Annotated in this window: 22 protein-coding genes and 1 pseudogene; 11 read left to right on the top strand and 12 right to left on the bottom strand. The window is 71.9% G+C overall.

The annotated features are described in order from the left end of the window. Positions 1-155 precede the first annotated feature (155 nt). Genes ACH4KB_RS33205 through ACH4KB_RS33195 form a run of 3 tightly spaced genes read right to left on the bottom strand, consistent with a single transcriptional unit; the run spans position 156 to position 3,063 of the window. Positions 156-1,259 carry an N-acetylglucosamine kinase gene (locus ACH4KB_RS33205; protein WP_398070016.1) on the bottom strand — a complete coding sequence of 368 codons (1,104 nt, stop codon included), beginning with the start codon at positions 1,257-1,259 and terminating at the stop codon, positions 156-158. Next, entirely contained in the window at positions 1,256-1,933 is a 678-nt protein-coding gene (locus tag ACH4KB_RS33200; protein ID WP_398070014.1) for a uracil-DNA glycosylase, read from the bottom strand. Before ACH4KB_RS33200 ends, ACH4KB_RS33205 begins: the two co-directional genes overlap by 4 nt. Positions 1,934-1,977: 44 nt before the next feature. Further along, entirely contained in the window at positions 1,978-3,063 is a 1,086-nt protein-coding gene (locus ACH4KB_RS33195) for a WD40/YVTN/BNR-like repeat-containing protein (RefSeq protein WP_398070012.1), read from the bottom strand. Between the two features lie 465 nt (positions 3,064-3,528). Here ACH4KB_RS33195 and ACH4KB_RS33190 point away from each other — a divergent pair, with 465 nt between their 5' ends. Both ACH4KB_RS33190 and ACH4KB_RS33185 read left to right on the top strand, forming a co-directional pair. Further along, on the top strand, positions 3,529-3,957 hold the full coding sequence (locus tag ACH4KB_RS33190; RefSeq protein WP_398070182.1) for a hypothetical protein: 429 nt from the start codon (positions 3,529-3,531) through the stop codon (positions 3,955-3,957). A gap of 114 nt (positions 3,958-4,071) precedes the next feature. Further along, positions 4,072-4,803, top strand: coding sequence for a class I SAM-dependent methyltransferase (locus ACH4KB_RS33185; RefSeq protein ID WP_398070010.1), 732 nt, complete (start codon positions 4,072-4,074; stop codon positions 4,801-4,803). Positions 4,804-4,837: 34 nt separating this feature from the next. Here the strand turns inward: ACH4KB_RS33185 and ACH4KB_RS33180 are convergent, their stop codons facing one another. Both ACH4KB_RS33180 and ACH4KB_RS33175 read right to left on the bottom strand, forming a co-directional pair. Continuing rightward, positions 4,838-6,217: an FAD-dependent oxidoreductase gene (locus ACH4KB_RS33180; protein ID WP_398070008.1), complete on the bottom strand. Its 1,380-nt coding sequence runs from the start codon at positions 6,215-6,217 to the stop codon at positions 4,838-4,840. A gap of 88 nt (positions 6,218-6,305) precedes the next feature. Next, the gene (locus tag ACH4KB_RS33175) at positions 6,306-6,992 is read right to left on the bottom strand and encodes a DUF305 domain-containing protein (RefSeq protein WP_398070006.1); all 687 of its coding nucleotides are present in this window, start codon (positions 6,990-6,992) and stop codon (positions 6,306-6,308) included. A gap of 158 nt (positions 6,993-7,150) precedes the next feature. On the opposite strand from ACH4KB_RS33175, the gene ACH4KB_RS33170 reads away from it, so the two are divergent. Continuing rightward, positions 7,151-8,644: an LVIVD repeat-containing protein gene (locus tag ACH4KB_RS33170; RefSeq protein WP_398070004.1), complete on the top strand. Its 1,494-nt coding sequence runs from the start codon at positions 7,151-7,153 to the stop codon at positions 8,642-8,644. 325 nt (positions 8,645-8,969) lie between these two features. Here ACH4KB_RS33170 and ACH4KB_RS33165 read toward each other — a convergent pair whose 3' ends face one another. From ACH4KB_RS33165 to ACH4KB_RS33145, 5 genes are all read right to left on the bottom strand, one after another. Further along, positions 8,970-9,146 carry a hypothetical protein gene (locus ACH4KB_RS33165; RefSeq protein WP_398070002.1) on the bottom strand — a complete coding sequence of 59 codons (177 nt, stop codon included), beginning with the start codon at positions 9,144-9,146 and terminating at the stop codon, positions 8,970-8,972. Positions 9,147-9,242: 96 nt separating this feature from the next. After that, positions 9,243-9,938, bottom strand: a complete 696-nt coding sequence (locus ACH4KB_RS33160) for an HAD family hydrolase (RefSeq protein ID WP_398070000.1) — start codon at positions 9,936-9,938, stop codon at positions 9,243-9,245. After that, the gene (locus tag ACH4KB_RS33155; protein ID WP_398069998.1) at positions 9,935-10,663 is read right to left on the bottom strand and encodes a phosphatase PAP2 family protein; all 729 of its coding nucleotides are present in this window, start codon (positions 10,661-10,663) and stop codon (positions 9,935-9,937) included. The genes ACH4KB_RS33160 and ACH4KB_RS33155 overlap by 4 nt, the downstream gene beginning before the upstream one ends. A gap of 124 nt (positions 10,664-10,787) precedes the next feature. After that, positions 10,788-11,723, bottom strand: a complete 936-nt coding sequence (locus ACH4KB_RS33150; protein ID WP_398069996.1) for a M56 family metallopeptidase — start codon at positions 11,721-11,723, stop codon at positions 10,788-10,790. A gap of 98 nt (positions 11,724-11,821) precedes the next feature. Further along, positions 11,822-12,427, bottom strand: coding sequence for a DUF5134 domain-containing protein (locus ACH4KB_RS33145; RefSeq protein WP_398069994.1), 606 nt, complete (start codon positions 12,425-12,427; stop codon positions 11,822-11,824). Positions 12,428-12,675: 248 nt separating this feature from the next. Here ACH4KB_RS33145 and ACH4KB_RS33140 point away from each other — a divergent pair, with 248 nt between their 5' ends. After that, the gene (locus ACH4KB_RS33140; protein WP_398069992.1) at positions 12,676-13,227 is read left to right on the top strand and encodes a GNAT family N-acetyltransferase; all 552 of its coding nucleotides are present in this window, start codon (positions 12,676-12,678) and stop codon (positions 13,225-13,227) included. 57 nt (positions 13,228-13,284) lie between these two features. Here the strand turns inward: ACH4KB_RS33140 and ACH4KB_RS33135 are convergent, their stop codons facing one another. After that, entirely contained in the window at positions 13,285-13,935 is a 651-nt protein-coding gene (locus ACH4KB_RS33135) for a glycerophosphodiester phosphodiesterase (protein WP_398070180.1), read from the bottom strand. A gap of 342 nt (positions 13,936-14,277) precedes the next feature. On the opposite strand from ACH4KB_RS33135, the gene ACH4KB_RS33130 reads away from it, so the two are divergent. The 4 genes from ACH4KB_RS33130 to ACH4KB_RS33115 all read left to right on the top strand — a co-directional run bounded on the left by ACH4KB_RS33130 (position 14,278) and on the right by ACH4KB_RS33115 (position 18,199). Further along, a complete protein-coding gene (locus tag ACH4KB_RS33130) occupies positions 14,278-15,675 on the top strand; it encodes a DUF6421 family protein (protein WP_398069990.1) in 1,398 nt (465 codons plus the stop codon). A gap of 26 nt (positions 15,676-15,701) precedes the next feature. After that, positions 15,702-16,469, top strand: coding sequence for an SDR family NAD(P)-dependent oxidoreductase (locus tag ACH4KB_RS33125; RefSeq protein ID WP_398069988.1), 768 nt, complete (start codon positions 15,702-15,704; stop codon positions 16,467-16,469). Next, complete coding sequence (locus ACH4KB_RS33120; RefSeq protein ID WP_215110796.1) at positions 16,466-17,527, top strand: low specificity L-threonine aldolase; 1,062 nt, start codon at positions 16,466-16,468, stop codon at positions 17,525-17,527. Before ACH4KB_RS33125 ends, ACH4KB_RS33120 begins: the two co-directional genes overlap by 4 nt. A gap of 72 nt (positions 17,528-17,599) precedes the next feature. Beyond that, complete coding sequence (locus ACH4KB_RS33115; RefSeq protein WP_398069986.1) at positions 17,600-18,199, top strand: transglutaminase family protein; 600 nt, start codon at positions 17,600-17,602, stop codon at positions 18,197-18,199. Between the two features lie 143 nt (positions 18,200-18,342). Here the strand turns inward: ACH4KB_RS33115 and ACH4KB_RS33110 are convergent, their stop codons facing one another. Next, a complete protein-coding gene (locus tag ACH4KB_RS33110; RefSeq protein ID WP_050357432.1) occupies positions 18,343-19,065 on the bottom strand; it encodes a 1-acyl-sn-glycerol-3-phosphate acyltransferase in 723 nt (240 codons plus the stop codon). Positions 19,066-19,297: 232 nt separating this feature from the next. Between ACH4KB_RS33110 and ACH4KB_RS33105 the strand changes: the two genes are divergently transcribed. From ACH4KB_RS33105 to ACH4KB_RS33095, 3 genes and pseudogenes are all read left to right on the top strand, one after another. Next, a complete protein-coding gene (locus ACH4KB_RS33105) occupies positions 19,298-19,624 on the top strand; it encodes a TlpA family protein disulfide reductase (protein ID WP_398069984.1) in 327 nt (108 codons plus the stop codon). A 196-nt stretch (positions 19,625-19,820) separates the two neighbouring features. Then, the gene (locus ACH4KB_RS33100; RefSeq protein ID WP_398069982.1) at positions 19,821-20,330 is read left to right on the top strand and encodes a flavin reductase family protein; all 510 of its coding nucleotides are present in this window, start codon (positions 19,821-19,823) and stop codon (positions 20,328-20,330) included. Between the two features lie 196 nt (positions 20,331-20,526). After that, positions 20,527-20,609 (top strand): annotated as a pseudogene (locus tag ACH4KB_RS33095) (electron transfer flavoprotein subunit beta); the annotation flags it as partial.

Genomic DNA, 20,609 nt, shown 5'->3' with positions numbered 1-20,609 from the left:
GGTCGAGCGTTAACTATCCGCTTATGTCCGATGAGTGACGTACCGCCGGAGTGTCCCTGTCTGTCGGGTCGTTGTTCTGTCGGCCTCCGTCGGCCTCCGTCGGCCTCCGTCGGCCTCCGTCGGCCTCCGTCCGGGTCCCCTTCGTCCGTCGACCGTCACCCCGTGCGGGGCTCGTCGCACACCGTCGTGCCGCCGCGCTGTCCGCTCCCGTGCTCCTGGGGCACGAACAGCATCGTCGGATGGAGCGGCAGTCGCAGATCCCCGGCAGCCAGGGCGCGCGCGATCCGGAGTGCGCCGGTCAGCGGATCGCCCGCCGCCGAGGTCACCCGGGCCCCCGGCAACAGCCGTGCCAGCTCCTCGCGCAGAGGTGCGATCAAGGGCTCGCCCATCTTGAACAAGCCACCCGTCAGAGCCACTTCACCGCCCTCGCCGTCCTCGACTTCCGTCCCGGCGGACCTCGGGCACACAGCTGCCGCGGCCTCGGCGATATGACCGGCGGCCTGCCGAAGAATGTCGGCGGCCACCGGATCCGCTCCGGCGCACGCCGCCACCTCCGGCGCGAACGAGGCCAGCACGGCCGGCCGGTCGGAGCGCGGATAGAGCAGCCCGGGCAGCGCTTCGGCCGGTCCGAACACGGCCCGCACCCGGTCCAGCAGGGCGGGGGAACCGCCACGCCGCCCGTCGTGGGCCCGCATCGCCGCGTCCAGCCCGGCACGGCCGATCCACGCACCGCCGCCGCTGTCACCCAGAAGATGACCCCACCCGTCGGCCCTGTGCCACTCCGTCAGGTCCGTACCGAGGGCGATCATGCCCGTGCCGCCCGCGACGACCGCCCCCGGGCGCTGTCCCACCGCGCCCGCGTAGGCGGTCACCGCGTCGGCGGCCAGCGCCAGCCGGCGCACTCCCAGCGCGTCCCCGACCGCGCCGGGCAGCTCCGACCGCAACCGATCGCCGAGCGTGGCCATGCCGGCGGCCCCGATCGCCAGCGCCGCGACCTCACCCGCCGGGGCGCCACCGGTCGTGGACGCGGACGCCCGGACCAGCAACTCCCGGGCCGCGGGCAGCAGCTGGTCCAGCAGATGCCCGGCGTCGATGCCGCCGGGCCCCGTCCGCACCGGCTCCGCGCAGAGCGTCGTCGAGAGGGGCCCGGGCAGCTCCACCCGGCCGAGTGCCACCCGCAGACCGGAGCCGCCGGAGTCCACCCCCAGGACGTACGCCCCGGGTCCGGCCGCGCCGGCCGCCGCCGGGGGACGGGTCACGGAAGCCGCCAGTCCACAGGCTGCGCCCCCTGGCGCTCCAGCAGTTCGTTGACGCGGCTGAACGGCCGCGAGCCGAAGAAGCCCCGGTCGGCGGACATGGGGGAGGGGTGCGACGACTCGATCGCGGGGAAGTCGCCCAACTGCGGGCGCAGATTGCGGGCATCGCGCCCCCACAGGACCGACACCAGCGGCGTGCCCCGGGCGACCAGCGCCTTGATGGCCTGCTCGGTCACCTCTTCCCAGCCCTTCCCCCGGTGGGCGGCGGGCCGCCGCGGCGCGGTGGTCAGCGCCCTGTTGAGCAGCAGCACCCCCTGCCGCGTCCAGGGCGTGAGATCGCCGTTGGACGGCCTGGGCAGCCCCAGGTCCGCTTGCAACTCCCGGAAGATGTTCTCCAGACTGCCCGGCAGCGGCCGGACGTCGGGCGCCACCGCGAAGCTCAGCCCGATCGCGTGCCCCGGGGTGGGATACGGATCCTGGCCGACGACCAGCACTCTCACCTCCTCGAACGGCTGCTGGAACGCCCGCAGTACATGAGCCCCCGAGGGCAGGTACGTGCGTCCCGCGGCTATCTCCGCGCGGAGGAAATCGCCCATAGCGGCGATGCGTTCGGCGACGGGTTCGAGGGCGTCCGCCCACCCCGGCTCGATGATCTCTTTCAACGGTCGTGCTGCCACGGCCCGCACTCTACTGCTGATACGACCACTCCGATCAACTGCCGTCAGCCGAGCGCCACCGCGCGCACGCACAGGACGTCCGGCAGATGCGACGCGAGCTGCCGCCAGCTGTCCCCGTCGTCCGCGCTGGCGTACAACTCGCCGTTGCGGTTGCCGAAGTAGACCCCGGCGGGATCCGCGTCGTCCGTGCACAGTGCGTCCCGCAGCACCGTGCCGTAGTGCGCCCCGTCCGGCAGACCCTCCGTGAGCGGCTCCCAGGTGCGCCCCGCGTCGGTCGTGCGGAACACCCGGCACCGGTGCTCCGCCGGGACCCGGTCGGCGTCGGCGTTGATCGGGAAGACATACGCCGTGTCGCCGCGGTGCGGGTGCGCGACGGCGGCGAACCCGAAGTCGGAGGGCAGGCCCGCACCGATGTTGCTCCAGTGGTCACCGGAGTCGTCGCTGCGGAACACGCCCCAGTGGTTCTGCAGATAGAGGCGGTCCGGGTCGGCCGCGTCCCGGGTGACCTTGTGCACGCACTGGCCGAACTCCGGGTTCGGGTCCGGGAGGAAGACCGCGGAGACGCCCTTGTTCGACGGGGCCCAGCTCGCACCGCCGTCCTTGGTCCGGAACACGCCGGCCGCCGACACGGCCACGGTCACGGCCTTGGCGTCCCGGGGGTCGGTCAGGACGGTGTGCAGTCCCTCGCCGCCGCCGCCCGGCTCCCACCGCGAACGGCTCGGATGCTCCCAGAGCGGCCGGACCAGCTCGAACGACTCGCCCCGGTCCTCGGAACGGAACAGCGCGGCCGGCTCCGTGCCCGCGTAGACCACGTCCGGCGCCTCGGGTCCTGCCGGGTGCAGCTGCCAGACGCGCTCCAGCGACGCCCCGGTGGACTTGGGGAACTGCACCGCGGGCTGCCGCGGCTCGGTCCAGGTCTCGCCCAGATCGTCGGAGTGGAAGACGGACGGCCCCCAGTGCGCGCTGTCCCCGCCGACCAGAATTCTCGGGGTGTCCCCCCGCGTGTCCACGGCGACCGAGTAGATCGCCTGCGCGTTGAAGTGCGGGCCCGTGATCTCCCAGGTCCCGCCGCGCCTGCGGCCGATGAAGAGACCCTTGCGGGTGCCTGCGGTGAGCAATACGTCGGTCATGGTCCTGGACCTCCCGAAACGCCGTTGTGCCGGAACAGTGCCAGTCTGCACCGGGCCACTGACAGCGGCCCCCGCACACGCCCGCCGCTCCGGTGTGGCCCCCGTACGGGCGGGCGGGCGCCGTGCCCTCGACCGACGTCGGCGGCGGCCCTGGGCCCTGCCGCCGATACCCCGGGAGCCCCCGTGGGTGACCTTCGAAGGCGGAACAGCGGGCTGCCCGAGGCGGGCGACGCCGTACCGACACGGCGCACGGCAGATTCGGCATGTGACGGCGCCCGGACGTCTACCGGAGCGGCTGGTGGAGCGGCTCCACCAGCCGCTCCACCGGTGTCCCCGACGGCACACACCACGCCTCCACCCCGCTCGCGCGTCCCGCCGCCAGGTGCTGACATGCTGGCGGGGGCCCGACGACGGCCGGACGGCGGCCTGGTCACGGCCGGGGACAGGAACACCGAGGAGACGACGATGCAGAGCGGGATCACGGACGCCGACGGCCACCCGGTGCCGGTCACGGTCGCCGCGGGCCAGCCCGCGCCGTTCACGGTCGCCGCGGGCGAGCCCGGCCCCCGCGTCTCCATCCGGCTCTCGCCCCCGGGCGGCGAGCTCGTCTGGTCCTGCACCTCCGGGGCGGCCCGCGAGCTGGCCGCCGTACTCCTCCGGGCGGCCGAGGAGGCCGAGCACGCGCCGGGGTCGCGTCCCGTGACGGTCGAGGCGGGCGAACTGCGCCGCGGCGACGTGCGCGACGGCGACCGGTCCATGACCGTGGAGAGCGCCCGGACCGACGGCTCCACGGTCCATGTCACCTGGAAGTCCGGGGCCGGCCGCAGCTGGACCCAGGCGTACGCCGCCGATACCGCCATCACCCTCAAGCGGCGACTTTCCGAAGGACGTTGACGCTTCCCCGCCCCGCCAGGACCCGCCGTGCCCCCCCGCCGGGCCTTCACCCGTGCCCCGGCCCGCGCCCCGACCGGCCGCGGCGGGTGCGCCGCGTCGGTAGGGTGGCCCGTGATGTTCACCAAACAGGGCCCCACCGTGCGCGAACTGGCCGTTCAGGCGCTCTCCTCGACCGAGCGCGGATACGACCTCCTCGCCCCCAAGTTCGACCGGACGCCCTACCGCACCCCTGACCGCGTGCTCGACGCCGTCACCCGGGCGGTACGCGAACTCGGACCCTTCGACACCGGACTCGACGTCTGCTGCGGCACCGGCGCGGGGGTCGGTGTGCTCCGACAGCTGTGCCGGGAGCGCGCTGTCGGCGTCGACTTCAGTGCGGGCATGCTCGCCGAGGCCCGTACCGCCTTCCCGCCCGGGGGAGAGGGGCCGGCGGTGCACTGGGTGCGGGCCGACGCCCGCTCCCTGCCCTTCGCGCCTGCCTTCGATCTCGCCCTGAGCTTCGGCGCGTTCGGCCACTTCCTGCCCGCCGAACGCTTCGGCCTCTTCGCCGAGGTGCACGGATCGCTCCGGCCGGGCGGGCGGTTCGTCTTCCCGATCGGCGCACCGCCCCCGGTGGGATCGCGCGCCTACTGGTCGCTGTTCGGCTTCGACGCGGCGATGCGCGTGCGCAACGCCCTGTGGCGCCCGCCGTTCGTCATGTACTACCGCACGTTCCCGCTCGGCGACGTGCTGGAGGACCTGACGCAGGCCGGATTCGCCGTGCGGCTGCTCCCGCTGACCGAGCTGGGCCCGCGCCCCGACGGCAGCCCCCGCGCCCGGCTGGTGGTGGCGACCCGGGAAGGGTGACGCGGGCAGCTGTTCAGATGACGCGGGCAGCTGTTCAGCGCTCCCTGTTCCGGGCCGCCGCCAGCAACCCGGTCCAGTCGGGGATCTTCACCGGGCCGCGCCCCAGCGAGCGGCCCAGCTCCGCCTCCGCACGCTCGATCGACAGCCAGCCGGACCACTCCACAGGCCGCAGCCCCCACCCCCGCAGCACGGCCAGCGGGTCGCCCGCCGCCGCGCGGCTCCTCAGCGCGGCCGCGTCCTCCAGGAGCGCGGCCACCGTCTCCTTGGCGCAGGAGCGGTTCGAACCGATCACCCCGGTCGGCCCCCGCTTGATCCACCCCGCCACGTACTCGCCCGGCGCCGGCGTCCCGTCCCGCAGCACCCGGCCCGCCGCGTGCGGCACTGTGCCGCGCACCGGATCGAAGGGCAGTCCCGGCAGCTCCACCCCCCGATAGCCGACCGCCCGCAGGACCAGTCGCGCCTCGACGTCCTCGTACGCGCCGGTGTCCCGGACCCCGCCCCCGCCGTCCGGAGCCGTCCGGGCGAACCGCACCCCGGCGACCCGTCCGTCGCGCTCCAGCAGCTCCACCGGCCGCAGGAAGAACCGCAGCCGGATGCGGCGCCCGGCGTCGGCCGCCGCCGGCTCCCCGGCCGCCGACCAGCCGCGCAGGACTTCCAGGTTCCGCCGCACCACGGCGGGCAGCGGCAGCGCTCCGGGCAGGCCGTCCGGAGCCGCGTACGCGGGGTCGAGCGCGAGCTCCGCCGGGTCGACGACGACCCGCGCCCCGGGCAGCGCCCCCAGCTCCCGCAGCTCCTTGGTGGTGAACCGGGCCTGGGAGGGGCCCCGGCGGCCCACGATGTGCACGTCGCGCACCTGACTCTCCTCCAGCGCGCTGAGCGCCGCGCCGGGCACGTCGGTGGCCCGCAGTTCGTCGGCGCCGCGGGCCAGGATCCGTGCCACGTCGACCGCCACGTTGCCCACGCCGATCACGACGGCCGAGCGGGCGTCCAGGACGAACGGGTCGGCGCCGACGTCCGGATGCGCGCTGTACCAGGAGACGAAGCGGGTGGCCGAGTAACTGCCCGGCAGCCCCTCGCCCGGCACCGCGAGCGTCCGGTCGGCCGACGCCCCGACGCAGTAGACGACCGCGTGGTAAAGCTCCGCGAGCCGCGCGGGGGAGACCCCCTCCGCCCCGCCGACGCCGACGTTGCCCACGAAGGTGACCCGGTCGTCCTCCAGCACCGCCCGCAGACTGTTCTGAAGCGACTTGATCTTCTCGTGGTCGGGGGCCACCCCGTACCGCACGAGTCCGTACGGGGTGGGCAGCCGGTCCAGGACGTGCACACGCACGTCGGGCACGAGCGACTGCTGGAGCAGGGCCTGAGCGGTGTAGACCCCGCTGGGACCGGAACCGACGACGGCGACGGAGAGCACGGCGCACCTCTTCCCGGAGGTTCCCTCCAGGATGGCACCGCCGGGCCGATCCGCACCGCCCGGTGCGCGGGGCGCTCGGCCGAGTGGCTCAGTCCATCAGCCCGCGCATCCGGTTGATCTCCACGGTCTGCTGGGCGACCACGTCGCTCGCCATCTCCTCGACGATGACGTCGTTCCCCTCGGTGAGCGCCTCCGTGGCCATGGTGATCGCTCCCTGGTGGTGGGTGATCATCAGCTCGAGGAAGAGCTTGTCGAAGGCCTTGCCCTCGGCGGCGCGCAGCTTCTCCAACTGGGCATCGGTCGCCATCCCGGGCATCGTGGTGTGCTCGTGGTGCTCCTTGCGCCGGTCGCCGCCGTTCCTTTTCAGCCACCCTTCCATCGCGCCGATCTCCGGCTTCTGGCCTGCCGATATGCGGTCCGCGAGCCGTTTGACGGTGTCGGCGGAGGCCCGCCCCGGGACCAGCCCGGTCATCACGATCGCCTGGCCGTGATGTTCGATCATCATCCGCGCGTAGCGGAAGTCGGCGGAGTTGGCGGTGTCCTGACCGGCCTCCTTGACAGCCTCCTCGGCGGAGAGTGTCCGGGCGGGCTCGCCCGGTCTGCCGGGCGCGACCACGCCCGGACCCGCGTCCTTGGCCTTGTCCGACGCCCCGTCACCGCTGCTCGTCTCACAGGCCCCCAGCACGAGCACAGCGGCAACCGCCGTCGCCGTGAGAGCGGTTGAGCGCAGACCTGCGGACCGGCGATGGATCAACACGGCGACCTCCTGTGCCACATGGTTTGTTGCAGACCGTCCTAACACGCTTCCACCGGGCGAAGATCGAAAACTTTCATTACGTCTCTGTTGCCATCTGTTGTTGTGTACATGTGAGGGACGATACTGCCGGGGGTTCATGAACCGTTCGACCCCGAACGGAGACAAGGGAGGACGCAGTGACCTCGTTGCACACCACCCGCGTGCGGCGCAGACGCCTGGGTGCGGTGGCAGCCGCAGCCGGACTCCTCGCCACGCTGCTGACGGCCACCACAGCGGCCGCCACCCCCGATCCGGGCGATGCCCCGGCCGAGCGCGGTTCCGTCACCAAGAGCGAGCAGGCCGAGGCCAGGGCCGCGATAACCGGTGGTGACATACCCGGCGTGGACGAGATCGTCCACAGCTCCAACATCAAGCACCTGACGAACGTGCCGAAGGGCGCTCTCAAGGGCCTCAACACGGACCTCGCCTTCCAGGGGAAGTACGCGTTCGTCGGCAACTACGACGGCTTCGTCATCTACGACATCAGCAAGCCGAAGAAGCCGAAGACCGTCGCGCAGGTCCTCTGCCCCGGTTCGCAGAACGACATCTCGGTCTCCGGGAACCTGCTGTTCCTGTCGACGGACTCCTCGCGCAGCGACGACTCCTGCTCCAGCACCTCCCAGCCCGCCACGGAGAAGTCCTCCTGGGAGGGCATGAAGATCTTCGACATCAGCAACAAGCGGCAGCCGAAGTACATCGCCGCCGTGGAGACCGCCTGCGGTTCCCACACGCACACGCTGGTGCCGGACGGCAAGAAGAACGTGTACGTGTACGTCTCCTCGTACGCGCCCAACGAGGCGTTCCCGGACTGCAAGCCGCCGCACGACGGGATCTCCGTCATCAAGGTGCCGGTCAAGGCGCCCCAGAAGGCCCGGATCGTGAACTTCCCGGTGCTCTTCCCGGACGGCGGCAACCCCGGTGCGCCGGAGAACCCCGGCGTCACCAAGACGACCGGCTGCCACGACATCACGGTGCTGCCGTCCAAGGACCTCGCCGCCGGCTCCTGCATGGGTGACGGTCTGCTGTTCTCCATCGAGGACCCGGAACACCCGAAGATCATCGACCGTGTCCAGGACAACGTGAACTTCGCGTTCTGGCACTCGGCGACCTTCAACCAGGGTGCGAACAAGGTCGTCTTCACCGACGAGCTCGGTGGCGGCGGCGCGGCCACCTGCAACGCGCAGATCGGGCCCGAGCGGGGCGCCGACGGCATCTACGACATCGTCGGCAAGGGCGACCAGCGCAAGCTGGTCTTCCGCAGCTACTTCAAGATCGACCGGCACCAGGCCGAGGCCGAGGTCTGTGTCGCGCACAACGGCTCGATCATCCCGGTGAAGGGCCGCGACCTGATGGTCCAGGCCTGGTACCAGGGCGGCATCTCCGTATGGGACTTCACCGACTCCTCCAAGCCCAAGGAGATCGCCTTCTTCGAGCGCGGCCCGGTCACGCTCGACCAGGTCACCACGGCCGGCCCCTGGTCGGCGTACTACTACAACGGTCACATCTACTCCAGCGACATCGCCAAGGGCTTCGACGTGCTGAAGCTGGAGGACCGGCGCACCGACCCGGCCGAGCGGGTCGAGCTGGACGAGCTCAACGCACAGACGCAGCCGGACTACTTCGCCCGCTGATCCGTCAGCGGTCCCGCGGTCCGGTTGTTCGCGCATCCGGGGCCGGTGTCTGCCGGGCGATCGCCTGCCCGGCAGACACTGGCCCCGGTGCGTGTGCCGTCGGAAATTCATTGACCGATGAGCCGGGTGGGGACATGCTGGATCCCTGCGACGGCGGACTCCGCAACTCCGGTCCCCGGCGCGGTCCGCGGCCGTGTCCCACGTGGCACGCCGAGGGTGCGCCCGGATCCGGCGACGCGGGGGATCGCCGGATCGGGCGCGATCTCCGCACGGGCCTGCGGTGCCGCCGAACCGGGGGTACGACGGTCAGGCGGCAGTACGGCGGTCAGGCGGCGGTGCGGACGCTTCCGCCGGTGGCGGCGGCCCACTCCACCAGCAGTCGCTGGTACTCCGCCTCGTCCTGCGGCGTCAGGCACCCGCCCGAACGCTGCCACAGGTCGCGGATCTCCGCGTTGACCTCGGCTGCGGAACGAGCGGACAGGGACGACGGCATGGGGGACATGTCCACCAGGCTACGGCCACGAGCCGCTGCCTCTACCCCCTCCGCGGCGGGATATGCCTCACATCCCGGTCCGGTCTTCCTTGTTCGCCGCAGGCCTCATTCCGGCACGAGACCCAGCGAACGCAGGCCGTCCGGCCGCTCCGCCACCGGCAGGTGGTCCACGAACCGGACCCCGCAGCCCAGAGCGGCCGCGCCACCGTCCGCGACCCGGTCGTCACCGACCATGACCACGTCCGCCGGCTCCCGGCCGATCAGCGCACAGGCGATGCGGAACAGTCCCGCGTCGGGCTTCTGGAGCCCGTGCTCGAAGGACAGGGCATAGGCGTCGACCAGGGCGTCCAGCCCGTGCGCGCGGAAGACCGGGCGCGGGTCCCACCCGATGTTGCTGACCACACACACCCCGATCCCCGCCCTCCGCAGCCCCGCCAGCACGTCGGCGGCGTCCGGATAGGGCCGCCAGGCCTCGGGTCGCATATGACGGTCGTACAGCGCGTCGTACAGCCCAGGCTCGGGCAGGGCGACGCCCCGGGCCAGACCGGTGTACGCCTCGCGGTGCAGGGCGGCGCTCAGGTCCCGGCGGGACACCGCCCCGGCCAGCCTGTCGGGGACCCGGAGCGGGGGCGGGCCACCCGGGAGAGCGCCGGCCTCCGTGAGCCCGCTCACGTACCCCTCGAAATCCTCCGGGGTGACGTCGACGCCCTCCTCGCGCAGCACGGCGGCGAGCCAGTCACGGACCGGCTCGATACGGAACAGGGTTCCGGAGAAGTCGAACAGCACGCCTTTGACCATCATGGTCGCGATCCTTCCCGGTCCGTCCCCGCGCCCACAAGGGTGCCCTCGCGCGCCGCCGCGTACCGGGCGTACGCCGCGGCGCTCAACGCCACCACGGCCACCCCCAGCAGTGCACCGCCCACGACATCGGTCAGCCAGTGCACCCCCAGGTACACCCGGGTCGCCGCCACACCGACCGCCGAGACCACCGCCACGGCCAGCACCGCGGCCCGGGCGGCGGGGCCGGCGCCGTACAGCCACAGCAGCCAGACGAACAGGCCGCAGGTCACGACGGCCGTCATGGCGTGCCCCGAGGGGAAGGCCGCGTAGTGGGCCGAGTCCACCGGATCGGGCCACTGCGGGCGCTCCCGGTCCACCGCAGCCTTCAGTCCCTGCTGGAGGAGGGTGGCGACCAGGCTCGTCGCGGCCAGCCAGACGGCGAGCGGGCGCGCGCCCCGCCACCACAGGGCGACCACCACCGCCGCGATCAGGGCGCGCATGGTCCAGGGATCCCACACCCAGTCCGTCAGTACCCGGCTCACATGGACGAGACCCGGATCGGTCACCGCGTGCCGGTGCAGGGCGTCGGCGACCGCCCGGTCCAGGGACATCAGCGGCGACCAGCGTGCCGCGACCAGCACGAGCAGCACGAGAGCTGCCGCGCCGACGACGGCCCCGGTCCACAGGGCGGGCAGGGTGCGGGCAGGGCGATCCGGCGAGCGGAAGCGGAACAGGGGGGAGGACATGGGGTGATCCTCGCGGAGGACTCCGCCCGAAGGCCAACCCGGGGCGCGACCAACGTGCTGCCGCGTGTCGCTGCCCCGGCTCCCGAAGCGGCGAGAGTGCGTGCATGGCGCCGCGGGGCAGCCCTTAGCCCAGCGCGCGGAGCCCCGGAACGAAGGCCACGAACACCGGGACGACCGGGACCAGCGCGGCGGCGGCTGTCAGCCGGAGCCTGCGGCCCGCCGTCAGCCGCTCGACCGGGGCCAGCAACCGGTTGACCCGGAGGGGCACTTGGGCCTGCGGGGCGGGGCACGGGCCGAACACCCCGCGGTCCTCGTTGAGTCCGACGAGCGCGAGCGCGGTCGTCAGCCGGCCGAAGCGGCGTGACGCCACGTCGTCGGCGGCCAGTTCGACCAGCCGGTGCATCTCGTCGCGGAACGCGGCGAACACCGGGATCTGCGGGAAGCCGATCGCCAGCGCCGACGAGCAGTGCAGCAGCCAGTCGTGCCGGGCCTGGGCGTGCCCCTGCTCATGGGCGAGCACGGCATCGAGCTGACGGCCCTTCAGGCGGCCCAGTGCGGCGGTGGTGATGACGAGTTGCGGAGCCGTGCCGGGCAGCCACCAGGCATCGGGGCGTTCGCCCTCCAGCACCACGAGGCGGTCGGCGCCCGGCTCCTCGCCCGGCAGCAGCGGGGAACGCACCAGCAGTTCCGCCCGACGCTGTTCGCGGCGACGCCGTGCCCGCCGGATCTCCCTCAGGAGCATCGCCCCGGTCCACAGCCCGCCCATCGCCAGCAGCACCGCGATGACCGCCGACCACGGGCCGTACGCCGCCAGGGCGTACGCCTCGACGACGGCGTGCGGGGCGGGGGCGAAGACATGGCCGCGCACCGCCTGCCAGGCGGCGGCCGCGCTCAGCGTCATGGACAGGGCGAACGACAGCAGGACCCCGGCCACCACGCACTGCCAGACCCACAGGGCCACGACCGGTTCGCGCTCCGGCCACCGGGCGCGCGCCATCACGCGGGGAGTCACCAGGGCGGTCAATGCACCGAGCAGCAGCAGCGCGAGGGAGACCAGCATGGCCTCAGCTTAGGAGGGGCGGGTCGGCCGGGGGTACGGCCGCGACCGGCAAGTGACGTAGACCACGGTTTGCCGGGGGTTCTGTCCCACTTCCCGTCTCACAGGGTGAGCAGCATGGCGAACATGCCGATGCCCATGGTCAGCCTGCACGCCGTCGTGAGCTCGGACAGGCCGTCCGACGCGCCCCCGAATCCTCCTGGGGACCGGGGGGAGGGGGCCGTCCCGCCGGCCGGGACCATGGCGGTCCCTGGCAGCAGGCGGCCGGCCGAAGCCAGCACGTAGAGCGCGTAGTAGACGAGCAGCGCGCCGGTCAGCAGGGGTATGCCGCCGGCGCCGGCTCCCGCCCCGTGCCCGGCATGCCCGCCGCCGCTCCCCGTGACCGCGGGGGCCATCGCCACGGCCATGTAGACCATGGCCAGTGAGCCGACGAGATGGTGGAGGTGGTGGCCGCCGCGCAGGGCGGGGCGCAGGGCTCGCAGCGCGGCCGCGCCGAACAGCACCGCGTACACCGCCCAGGCCCAGTCCGGGGGCGACAGCACCGCCGCCGGAACGGCCATCGCCGCCATGCCGAAACCCATGAGCGCCTCCGAGCGTGCGGTGCGGCGCTCCCGCGGCGTCCCCGCGCGGGTGCGCAGCAGGCAGTAGGCGCCGCTCACCGCGCACAACGCCATCAGCAGCGAGCCGGTCAGGGCCCCTCCGTGCACGGCGCGCCTCCCCCGTCGGACGTACGGCACTGTTGCGGGTCGTCCCATCGATGCCCGGGGGGCCGACGCCGAATCCGGCGCACGGGGGTGTGAAGGGGGTGCGTCGGGGCCCGCCGGGGGCGCTTCGGGTCGCGTTACTCTCGACCCCACGTGCGACGGCGGAGACCGCGACCGTACGTCCAGCAGCGGGCAAACGCGTACGGCAGCACAGAAGTGCGTACGGCAGCAGAGAAACGGAGCACCCCACCATGGACACCGCCACGCCCCCCGACGCGGCCCGGCTGACCTTCCGCGACGCGACCGAGAACGACGTGCCGGCGCTGGTGAGCCTCATCGAGTCCGCCTACCGAGGCGACTCCAGCCGCACCGGCTGGACCACCGAGGCCGACATCCTCCAGGGGCAGCGGACCGACGAACAGGGTGTGCGCGAGGTCATCGACGCTCCGGCGGGCCGGCTTCTCGCGGTCGAGCGCGACGGCGGGCTCGTCGCCTGCTGCCAGCTCGAACACCGGGGCGATGCGGCCTACTTCGGCATGTTCGCGGTGCGGCCGGGGCTTCAGGGCGGCGGACTCGGCAAGCTGATCATCGCCGAGGCGGAGCGCGCCGCCAGGGAGAGCTGGGGCGTCGGCGAGATGCACATGACGGTGATCTCGGTGCGCGAGGACCTGATCGCCTGGTACGAACGCCGGGGCTACCGCCGTACGGGAGTGCTCACCCCGTTCCCGTACGGCGACGAGCGCTTCGGGATCCCTCAGCGCGACGACCTGGCCTTTGAACTGCTCGTCAAGAACCTTGAGTGACTCGTCAAGAACCTTGAGGTGAGCGACGCGGGGGAGGGCGCCTGAGGACGCCCGCCCTCAGGCGGTGAAGCGCCCGGCGCGGCGGATCTCGGGGAAGTCGGTCGTCGCGCCGTCCAGGCCCAGCGCCCGCGCGAGACGCAGGTGGTCCTGGGTGTTCACCACCCAGCCGATCACCTTCACCCTCTCGGAGTGAGCCTTTTCCACGATCTCCAGCGTGAGGCGGCGGATGTTCAGGGCGAGTGTCGCCGCGCCCGCCGCCTTCGCCCGGTCCACCACGTCCGAGCCCCAGCGGCTGGCGATCAGGACGGTGCGCACGCCCGGCACCAGCCGCGCGATCTCGGTGACGGCCTCGTCGTGGAACGAGGACACCTCCACCCGGCCGACGAGATCGCGTTCCCGGATCACGTCCGCCAGGGCTCGGGCCGCCGCCACGTCCTTGATCTCCGCCTGGAGCGGGGAGGAGACGGCCTCCAGCACCTCCTCGAAGACGGGGATCCGCTCACCCTGGCCGGCGTCGAGCTCGCGCAGCTCCGCCAGGGTCCTGGCCGAGATCGGTCCGGTCCCGTCCGTGGTGCGGTCCACGTCCGCGTCGTGCATCACGACGAGCGCGCCGTCCCTGCTGAGATGGAGATCCAGCTCGATGGCGTCCATTCCGGACGCCTCGGCGCGGACGAACGAGCGCAGGGTGTTCTCGGGCTCGACGCCCATCACTCCGCGATGACCCAGGGTGAGAAATGACAAGGCGACCTCGTTTCCGTCGGCGGCGGTCCGTCGACTGCTCCCGCCCGCGCGGAGGGGCGGCGAGCGGACGTACGGCAGTGCGGCACTGGGGAGGGTAACGGCCGGGGCCCGCGAAGTCCCCCGCTGCGCGGGCCCGGTCGCCCGTGCCCGGGAGCGGCTGATTGAACTGTGCGCCTACCCGGGATACGACAGGAAAAACAGCGGTGACCATGGGGGGTACGCAGGATAATTTTCAGGGCCCCACTTGTCGGGAGGAACCCCGCACGGCTACGGTGAATCCACGCGAGGTTCTCCCGTGGAGGAAGTGTTATGACGGAAATTCTTGTGCACGACGCCACCGACGGCGCGATAGTTACGAACCAGCGGGTGGTCGAACACCCGGCCTGGCCCGTGCTCAAGGATGCCGTCGAGGAGATCCGCCCCTGGCAGTCCAAGGACGGATCCATCGACTTCGAGGCCGAGGGCGCCCCGTCCCCGGCCGTTGTCGAGCGGGTCCTCGACCGGGTGACCGGAGCGGTCGAGGAGCTCTCCCCGCTCCTCCCGCACGACGCCGCCTACCACCGCGCGCTCGTCACCGACCTGCGCCGCTGGGCCGCCGACGGCTTCCGCGTCCCCGACTTCCTGGACTCGCTGCTGGCGTTCCAGCCCGCGAAGGACCGGACCGACGGTCTCCAGCACCTCGTCGTCTTCGCGATGTACACGCAGAACGGCAACCCCGACCGCAACCTCGAAGCGGTCGTGCTGAGGATGGTCTGGCCCGACTGGCTCGCCGACCTGGAGGCGAACCGCTACGACAACCCGCTCTTCTGCGGCATCACCTTCGAGGACTTCACCGCCGGGTACGACACCCACTCCGCGGTGCTCTTCCCGGAGACCATCGCCGTCCGCGAGGCCCCCGAGCGCTTCAGCTGGGGCGGCATCTTCTGCGACCGCGAGGCCGCCCGCTTCCGCCGCGTCACCGAGGCCTCCGTCGACCTGCTCGGCCTGGAGCTGCCCGACGACATCCGCGAGATGATCGGCGACCAGCAGCGCTGCGAGCAGGCGTTCGTCCTGTGGGACATGGTCCACGACCGGACCCACAGCCACGGCGACCTGCCGTTCGACCCGTTCATGATCAAGCAGCGCCAGCCGTTCTGGATGTACGGCCTGGAGGAGCTGCGCTGCGACCTCACCGCCTTCAAGGAGGCCGTGAAGCTGGAGTCCGAGGGCAACGCCCACGGCCGCGACGTGCAGTACGCGGTGCTCTTCGACCGGATGTTCCGCTTCCCGGTCTCCGGCGAGCGCGTCCGCAACTACGACGGACTCGGCGGCCAGCTGCTCTTCGCGTACCTGCACAAGCACGACGTCGTCCGCTGGACCGACAACACCCTGAAGATCGACTGGGACCGCGCCCCCGAGGTCACCAACCAGCTCTGCGGCGAGATCGAGCAGCTCTACCGCGACGGCATCGACCGCCCTAAGCTGGTCCACTGGTTCGCCGCGTACGACCTCGTGTCCACGTACCTCGCCCCGCACCCGGGATCCCGCTGGGCCAAGGGTCCCGACGCCCTGGACCTCACACTCCCTCCTCGCAAGCTCGTCGACGACGTGCTTCCGGACGAGTTTCCCCTGAGCATGTTCTATGAGGCGCTCGCCAAGAAGCTGAAGCACGTGATTGCCTCTGCCAAGGGAATCACCGCGGCGAACGACGAGCGGGCAGCCGCGTGAACCATTCTCCCGAGGAGGCGGTGGCCATGAACACGAACGGCACGGGCGAGGGGACCGGTGTGCTCGAAGGAGCCGTGGTCGCGGTCGCCGGAGCGGCCGGCCCCGCCGGCCGCGCGACACTGCTGCGGCTCGCCGAGGCGGGCGCGACGGTCGTCGGGTGCGACGCCCACCCCGAACGGCTCGCCGAGGCGGTGGACGCCGCCCGGTACGCCCACGGGGGCGCGACCGTCACCGGCGAGACCGTCGATCTGCTCGACCTCGACGCCACCCGGGACTGGGCCAAGCGCACCGAGGCGGAGTTCGGCCGCATCGACGGCCTGGTCCACCTCGTCGGTGGCTGGCGGGGCAGCCCGTCGTTCCAGGAGACCGTGCTCTCCGACTGGGACGCCCTGGAGAAGCTGCTCATCCGCACCGTCCAGTCGACCTCGCTGGCCTTCCAGGAGGCCCTTGAGCGCAGCGACCGGGGCCGCTATCTCCTGATCAGCGCCGCGGGAGCCAGCAAGCCCACCGCGGGCAACGCCGCCTACTCCTCCGCCAAGGCCGCCGCCGAGGCGTGGACCCTCGCGCTCGGCGACGCCTTCCGCAAGACGGGGGGCGAGGACGGGCCCGCGGCGGCTGCTGCGATCCTGGTGGTCAAGGCACTGGTGAACGACGCCATGCGCGCCGAGCGCCCGAATGCGAAGTTCGCGGGCTTCACCGACGTCACGGAGCTGGCCGAGGCCATCGTCGGCGTCTGGGACAAGCCCGCCCCCGAAGTGAACGGAAAGCGCCTGTGGCTGACCCCGCAAACGTGAGGACCGACGCGCGACGTCACCACGACCCGCAGGTACGCGGCTTCGCCAGTGACAACTACGCCGGCGCGCACCCTGAAGTCCTCGCGGCCATCGCCCTCGCCAACGGCGGCCACCAGGTCGCCTACGGCGAGGACGACTACACCGGCCACCTTCAGCGCGTGATGCACAGCCACTTCGGCGCCACCGCCGAGGCCTTCCCGGTCTTCAACGGCACGGGCGCCAACGTGGTCGCCCTCCAGGCTCTCACCGACCGCTGGGGCGCAGTCATCTGCGCCGAGTCCGCGCACATCAACGTGGACGAGGGCGGCGCGCCCGAGCGGATGGGCGGGCTGAAGCTCCTCGGCGTGCCCACACCGGACGGCAAGCTCACCCCGGAGCTCATCGACCGGCAGGCGTACGGCTGGGACGACGAGCACCGGGCCATGCCGCAGGTCGTCTCGATCACCCAGAACACCGAGCTGGGCACCGTCTACACCCCCGACGAGATCCGTGCCATCTGCGACCACGCCCACGAGCGCGGCATGAAGGTGCACCTCGACGGGGCCCGGATAGCCAACGCCGCCGCCTCGCTGGACGTGCCGATGCGGACGTTCACCAACACGGTCGGCGTCGATGTGCTGTCCTTCGGCGGCACGAAGAACGGCGCGCTCTTCGGTGAGGCCGTCGTCGTGCTGAACCCGGACGCGGTCCGGGCGATGAAGCACCTCCGCAAGCTCTCCATGCAGCTCGCCTCCAAGATGCGCTTCGTCTCCGTCCAGCTGGAGGCGCTGCTCGCCCGCGACCTGTGGCTGCGCAACGCCCGGCACGCCAACGCCATGGCCCAGCGGCTCGCCGAGGGCGTCCGGGCGATCGACGGGGTGGAGATCCTCTACCCGGTCCAGGCCAACGCCGTGTTCGCCCGGCTGCCGCACGCGGTCAGCGAGCGGCTCCAGAAGCGCTTCCGTTTCTACTTCTGGGACGAGGCGGCCGGGGACGTCCGCTGGATGTGCGCGTTCGACACCGGAGAGGACGACGTCGACGCCTTCCTCCAGGCACTCAAGGAAGAGATGGCGCGCTAGCCTCCTGCATGAATATGCGGTCGACCGGAAATTGATGGACTTCCGGTCGGCCGCTCCGTACGCTCTGCGGTCATGGAGCTGGCGCAGCAGTCCCCCGAGATCGACGCGTATCTGGCCGCCGACGAGGCCATCGACCACGAGCATCCTCGGATCGCCGAGGCCGCGACCCGCCTCGCGCTCGACGCCGACACCACATACACATACGCGCGGGCCGCCTTCGAGTTCGTCCGCGACACCATTCCGCACTCCGCCGACTCGGGGGACCCGCGCGTCACATGGCGCGCCTCCGACGTGCTCGCCGCCCGCACCGGCATCTGTTACGCCAAGTCGATCGCGCTCACGGCGCTGCTACGGGCCGGCGGTATCCCGGCCGGCCTCTGCTACCAACGCCTGGCCGGCCAGGACGGCGCGACTCTGGTGCTCCACGGCCTGGTCGCGTTGCGGCTCCCCGGGGCCCGCGGCTGGGCGCGGGTGGATCCGCGGGGCAACAAGCCGGGCGTCGACGCGCAGTTCTCGCTGGACGAGGAGCGGCTGGCCTGGGTGGCACGCGAAGAGTTCAACGAAGTCGACTACCCAGTGGTCTATGCTGCACCGCCCGAGGTGATCCTCCATGCGCTGAAGAGCGCCCGGGACCGCTCGGAGCTGTTGCGGAACCTCCCCACGGCTCTCTGAACGCAGTGCCGCGCCCGGACCACCGCGCCCCGAGCGGCCGCCGGACTCACCGCGGCCCTGGAGCGGCTGAGCCCCGGGGCGCCGGATCACCGTCCACGGGCCGCGGTGAGGTGACGACGCCGCGGCGGTCGTGGGGGCGGCCGTCAGCCGAGCTCGCGCACCTCGGCGGGGGTCGGGGCCGTACCGCCGAGATGGGCCGGCACCCACCAGGTGTCACTCGCGTCCTTCGGGCGCACCGGGTAGGCCCGCTGCGCCGCCTCCAGCAACTCCTGGACCCGCTCCCGCAGCCGTCGGGTGATGGCGCCGGCGTACTGGTCGGAGGGCGCCTCCATGGGCTCGCCGACGCGGATGGTGATCGGGATGTGGCTGCGCTGGAAATTGCGCGGGCGCCCCTTCGTCCAGATCCGCTGCGTGCCCCAGAGCGCCATCGGGATCAACGGGACCCCGGCCTCCTGGGCGAGACGCGCGGCACCCGACTTGAAGCTCTTCAGGGTGAAGGACTGCGAGATGGTGGCCTCGGGGAACACTCCGACGATCTCACCGGAACGCAGCGACCGGAGCGCGTGGGCGTACGCGTCCTCGCCCTGGTTGCGGTCGACCGGGATGTGCTTCATTCCCCGCATCAGCGGACCGGAGATCTTGTGCCGGAAGACGGATTCCTTCGCCATGAACCGCACCAGCCGCTTCTGCGGCAGGGCGCCCAGCCCGGTGAAGATGAAATCGAGATAACTGATGTGGTTGCTGACCAGCACCGCGCCACCGGTCTTCGGGATGTGCTCCGAACCCTGAGTGTCGATCTTCAGGTCGAGCGCCTTGAACAGGGTGCGAGCGGCGCCGATGACCGGTCGATAGACGAGTTCTGCCATCTGGATGAAGACCCTTCTTCAGTGCCTGGGGAGGGTTCTCCCGGCGGAAGTTACGCAGCCGTAGGTTTTCGGCATTGTGGCGATGGTGCCCCATGCGCGAGTCCCTGGCCAGTCCCGGCGGACGCGGGGCGCGAGATTCTCGTCACGTGCGCGTACCCCCGGAGCTGCGGGGAATGCGTGGCCGGTGGCCGGCGCTGACCTCTTACGAAGAGCTCTGATCAGGAGGCACCAAGTGGACCGCCGGACCCACGGCCAGCGACTCGACGCATCCCAACTCGGCGCGGAACTCGGAGAACGCGCGACGCTCGTCCAGTTCTCCAGCGCCTTCTGCCAGCCGTGCCGGGCGACCCGCCGCACCCTCGGCGAGGTGGCCGGGATGATCGACGGGGTCGCTCATATCGAGGTCGACGCCGAGGCCCGTCTCGCACTGGTGCGGCAGCTGGACATCACGAAGACGCCGACCGTCCTCGTGCTCGACGCCGAGGGCCAAGTGGTCCGCCGGGCATCCGGCCAGCCCCGCACCGTCGACGTCGTCGCGGCGCTGGGGCACGCCATGTGACGGGCCGTGACGCATCTCCCACATTCCGGAACGCCCTTGACTGCGCCCGCTCCGCATCGTCAGTCTGACGTTATGCCGCCAGAACTCCTTCTTTACGGCCGGGTCCATGTGGACCTCGCGCGCCATGCGAGTGCGCGTTGTCCGGGTGTCTGAGCCCCTACGGACCCGTACGCCACTTCCGCAGAAGGACACGTCCATGACGGCCACGCCCGAGCTCGCCCCTACCCCGACGGTCGCCACCCCCGAACTGTTCCGCTCGGTCTTCCGCCGCCACGCCGCGGGCGTGGCCGTGATCACCGCCGCGGGGGAGCGCCCGGTCGGCTTCACCGCCACCTCGCTGACCTCCGTCGCCGCCGAACCCCCGCTGATCTCCTTCGGGATCGGTACGTCCTCCTCCAGCTGGCCCGTGGTGTCCGAGGCCGCTCATGTCGGCGTCCACATACTCGGCGAGGACCAGCGGGAGCTGGCCGCGACGTTCGCCCGCAGTGGAGCCGACCGCTTCGGTCCGTCGACCGAGTGGAGCAGCGGCCCCGAAGGCGTTCCGCTGCTCGCCGGCGTGTCCGCCTGGCTCGTCTGCCGCGTCGTGGCCCGTGTCCCGGCCGGGGACCACCGCATCGTCATCGCAGAGGCGCTGGCGGGCGCGCCCTCCGGAGCCGGTCGCCCGCTGGTCTACCACCAGGGACGGTTCACGGCTCTGCGAGACTGAGGGGGCGCGCGCGCGGGCCCGCCGCGTTGGCAAGGTCACAGTGCGCGGCGCTTGCCCAAGGGTAGGAGACTGGGTGTACTGGCGAGTAATATCGGGCTCGGAGCCTCGGCCGTCCTGACCGGATCCGGCCCGACGAGGCGCCTATGCTGCGTGCAGCAAGGCAGCCCGGAAATGACGATGCAGTAGGAGAGCCGGCGTGAGCTTGAGGATCGTTGTCTGTGTGAAGTACGTGCCCGACGCGACCGGTGACCGGCGTTTCGCCGATGACCTGACGCTGGA

Source organism: Streptomyces sp. NPDC017520 (genome assembly GCF_044329855.1).
In the GTDB taxonomy this organism is placed as follows: domain Bacteria; phylum Actinomycetota; class Actinomycetes; order Streptomycetales; family Streptomycetaceae; genus Streptomyces.
Note: the sequence above shows the minus strand (reverse complement) of the source record. Positions and strands in the feature narration are given on the sequence as shown.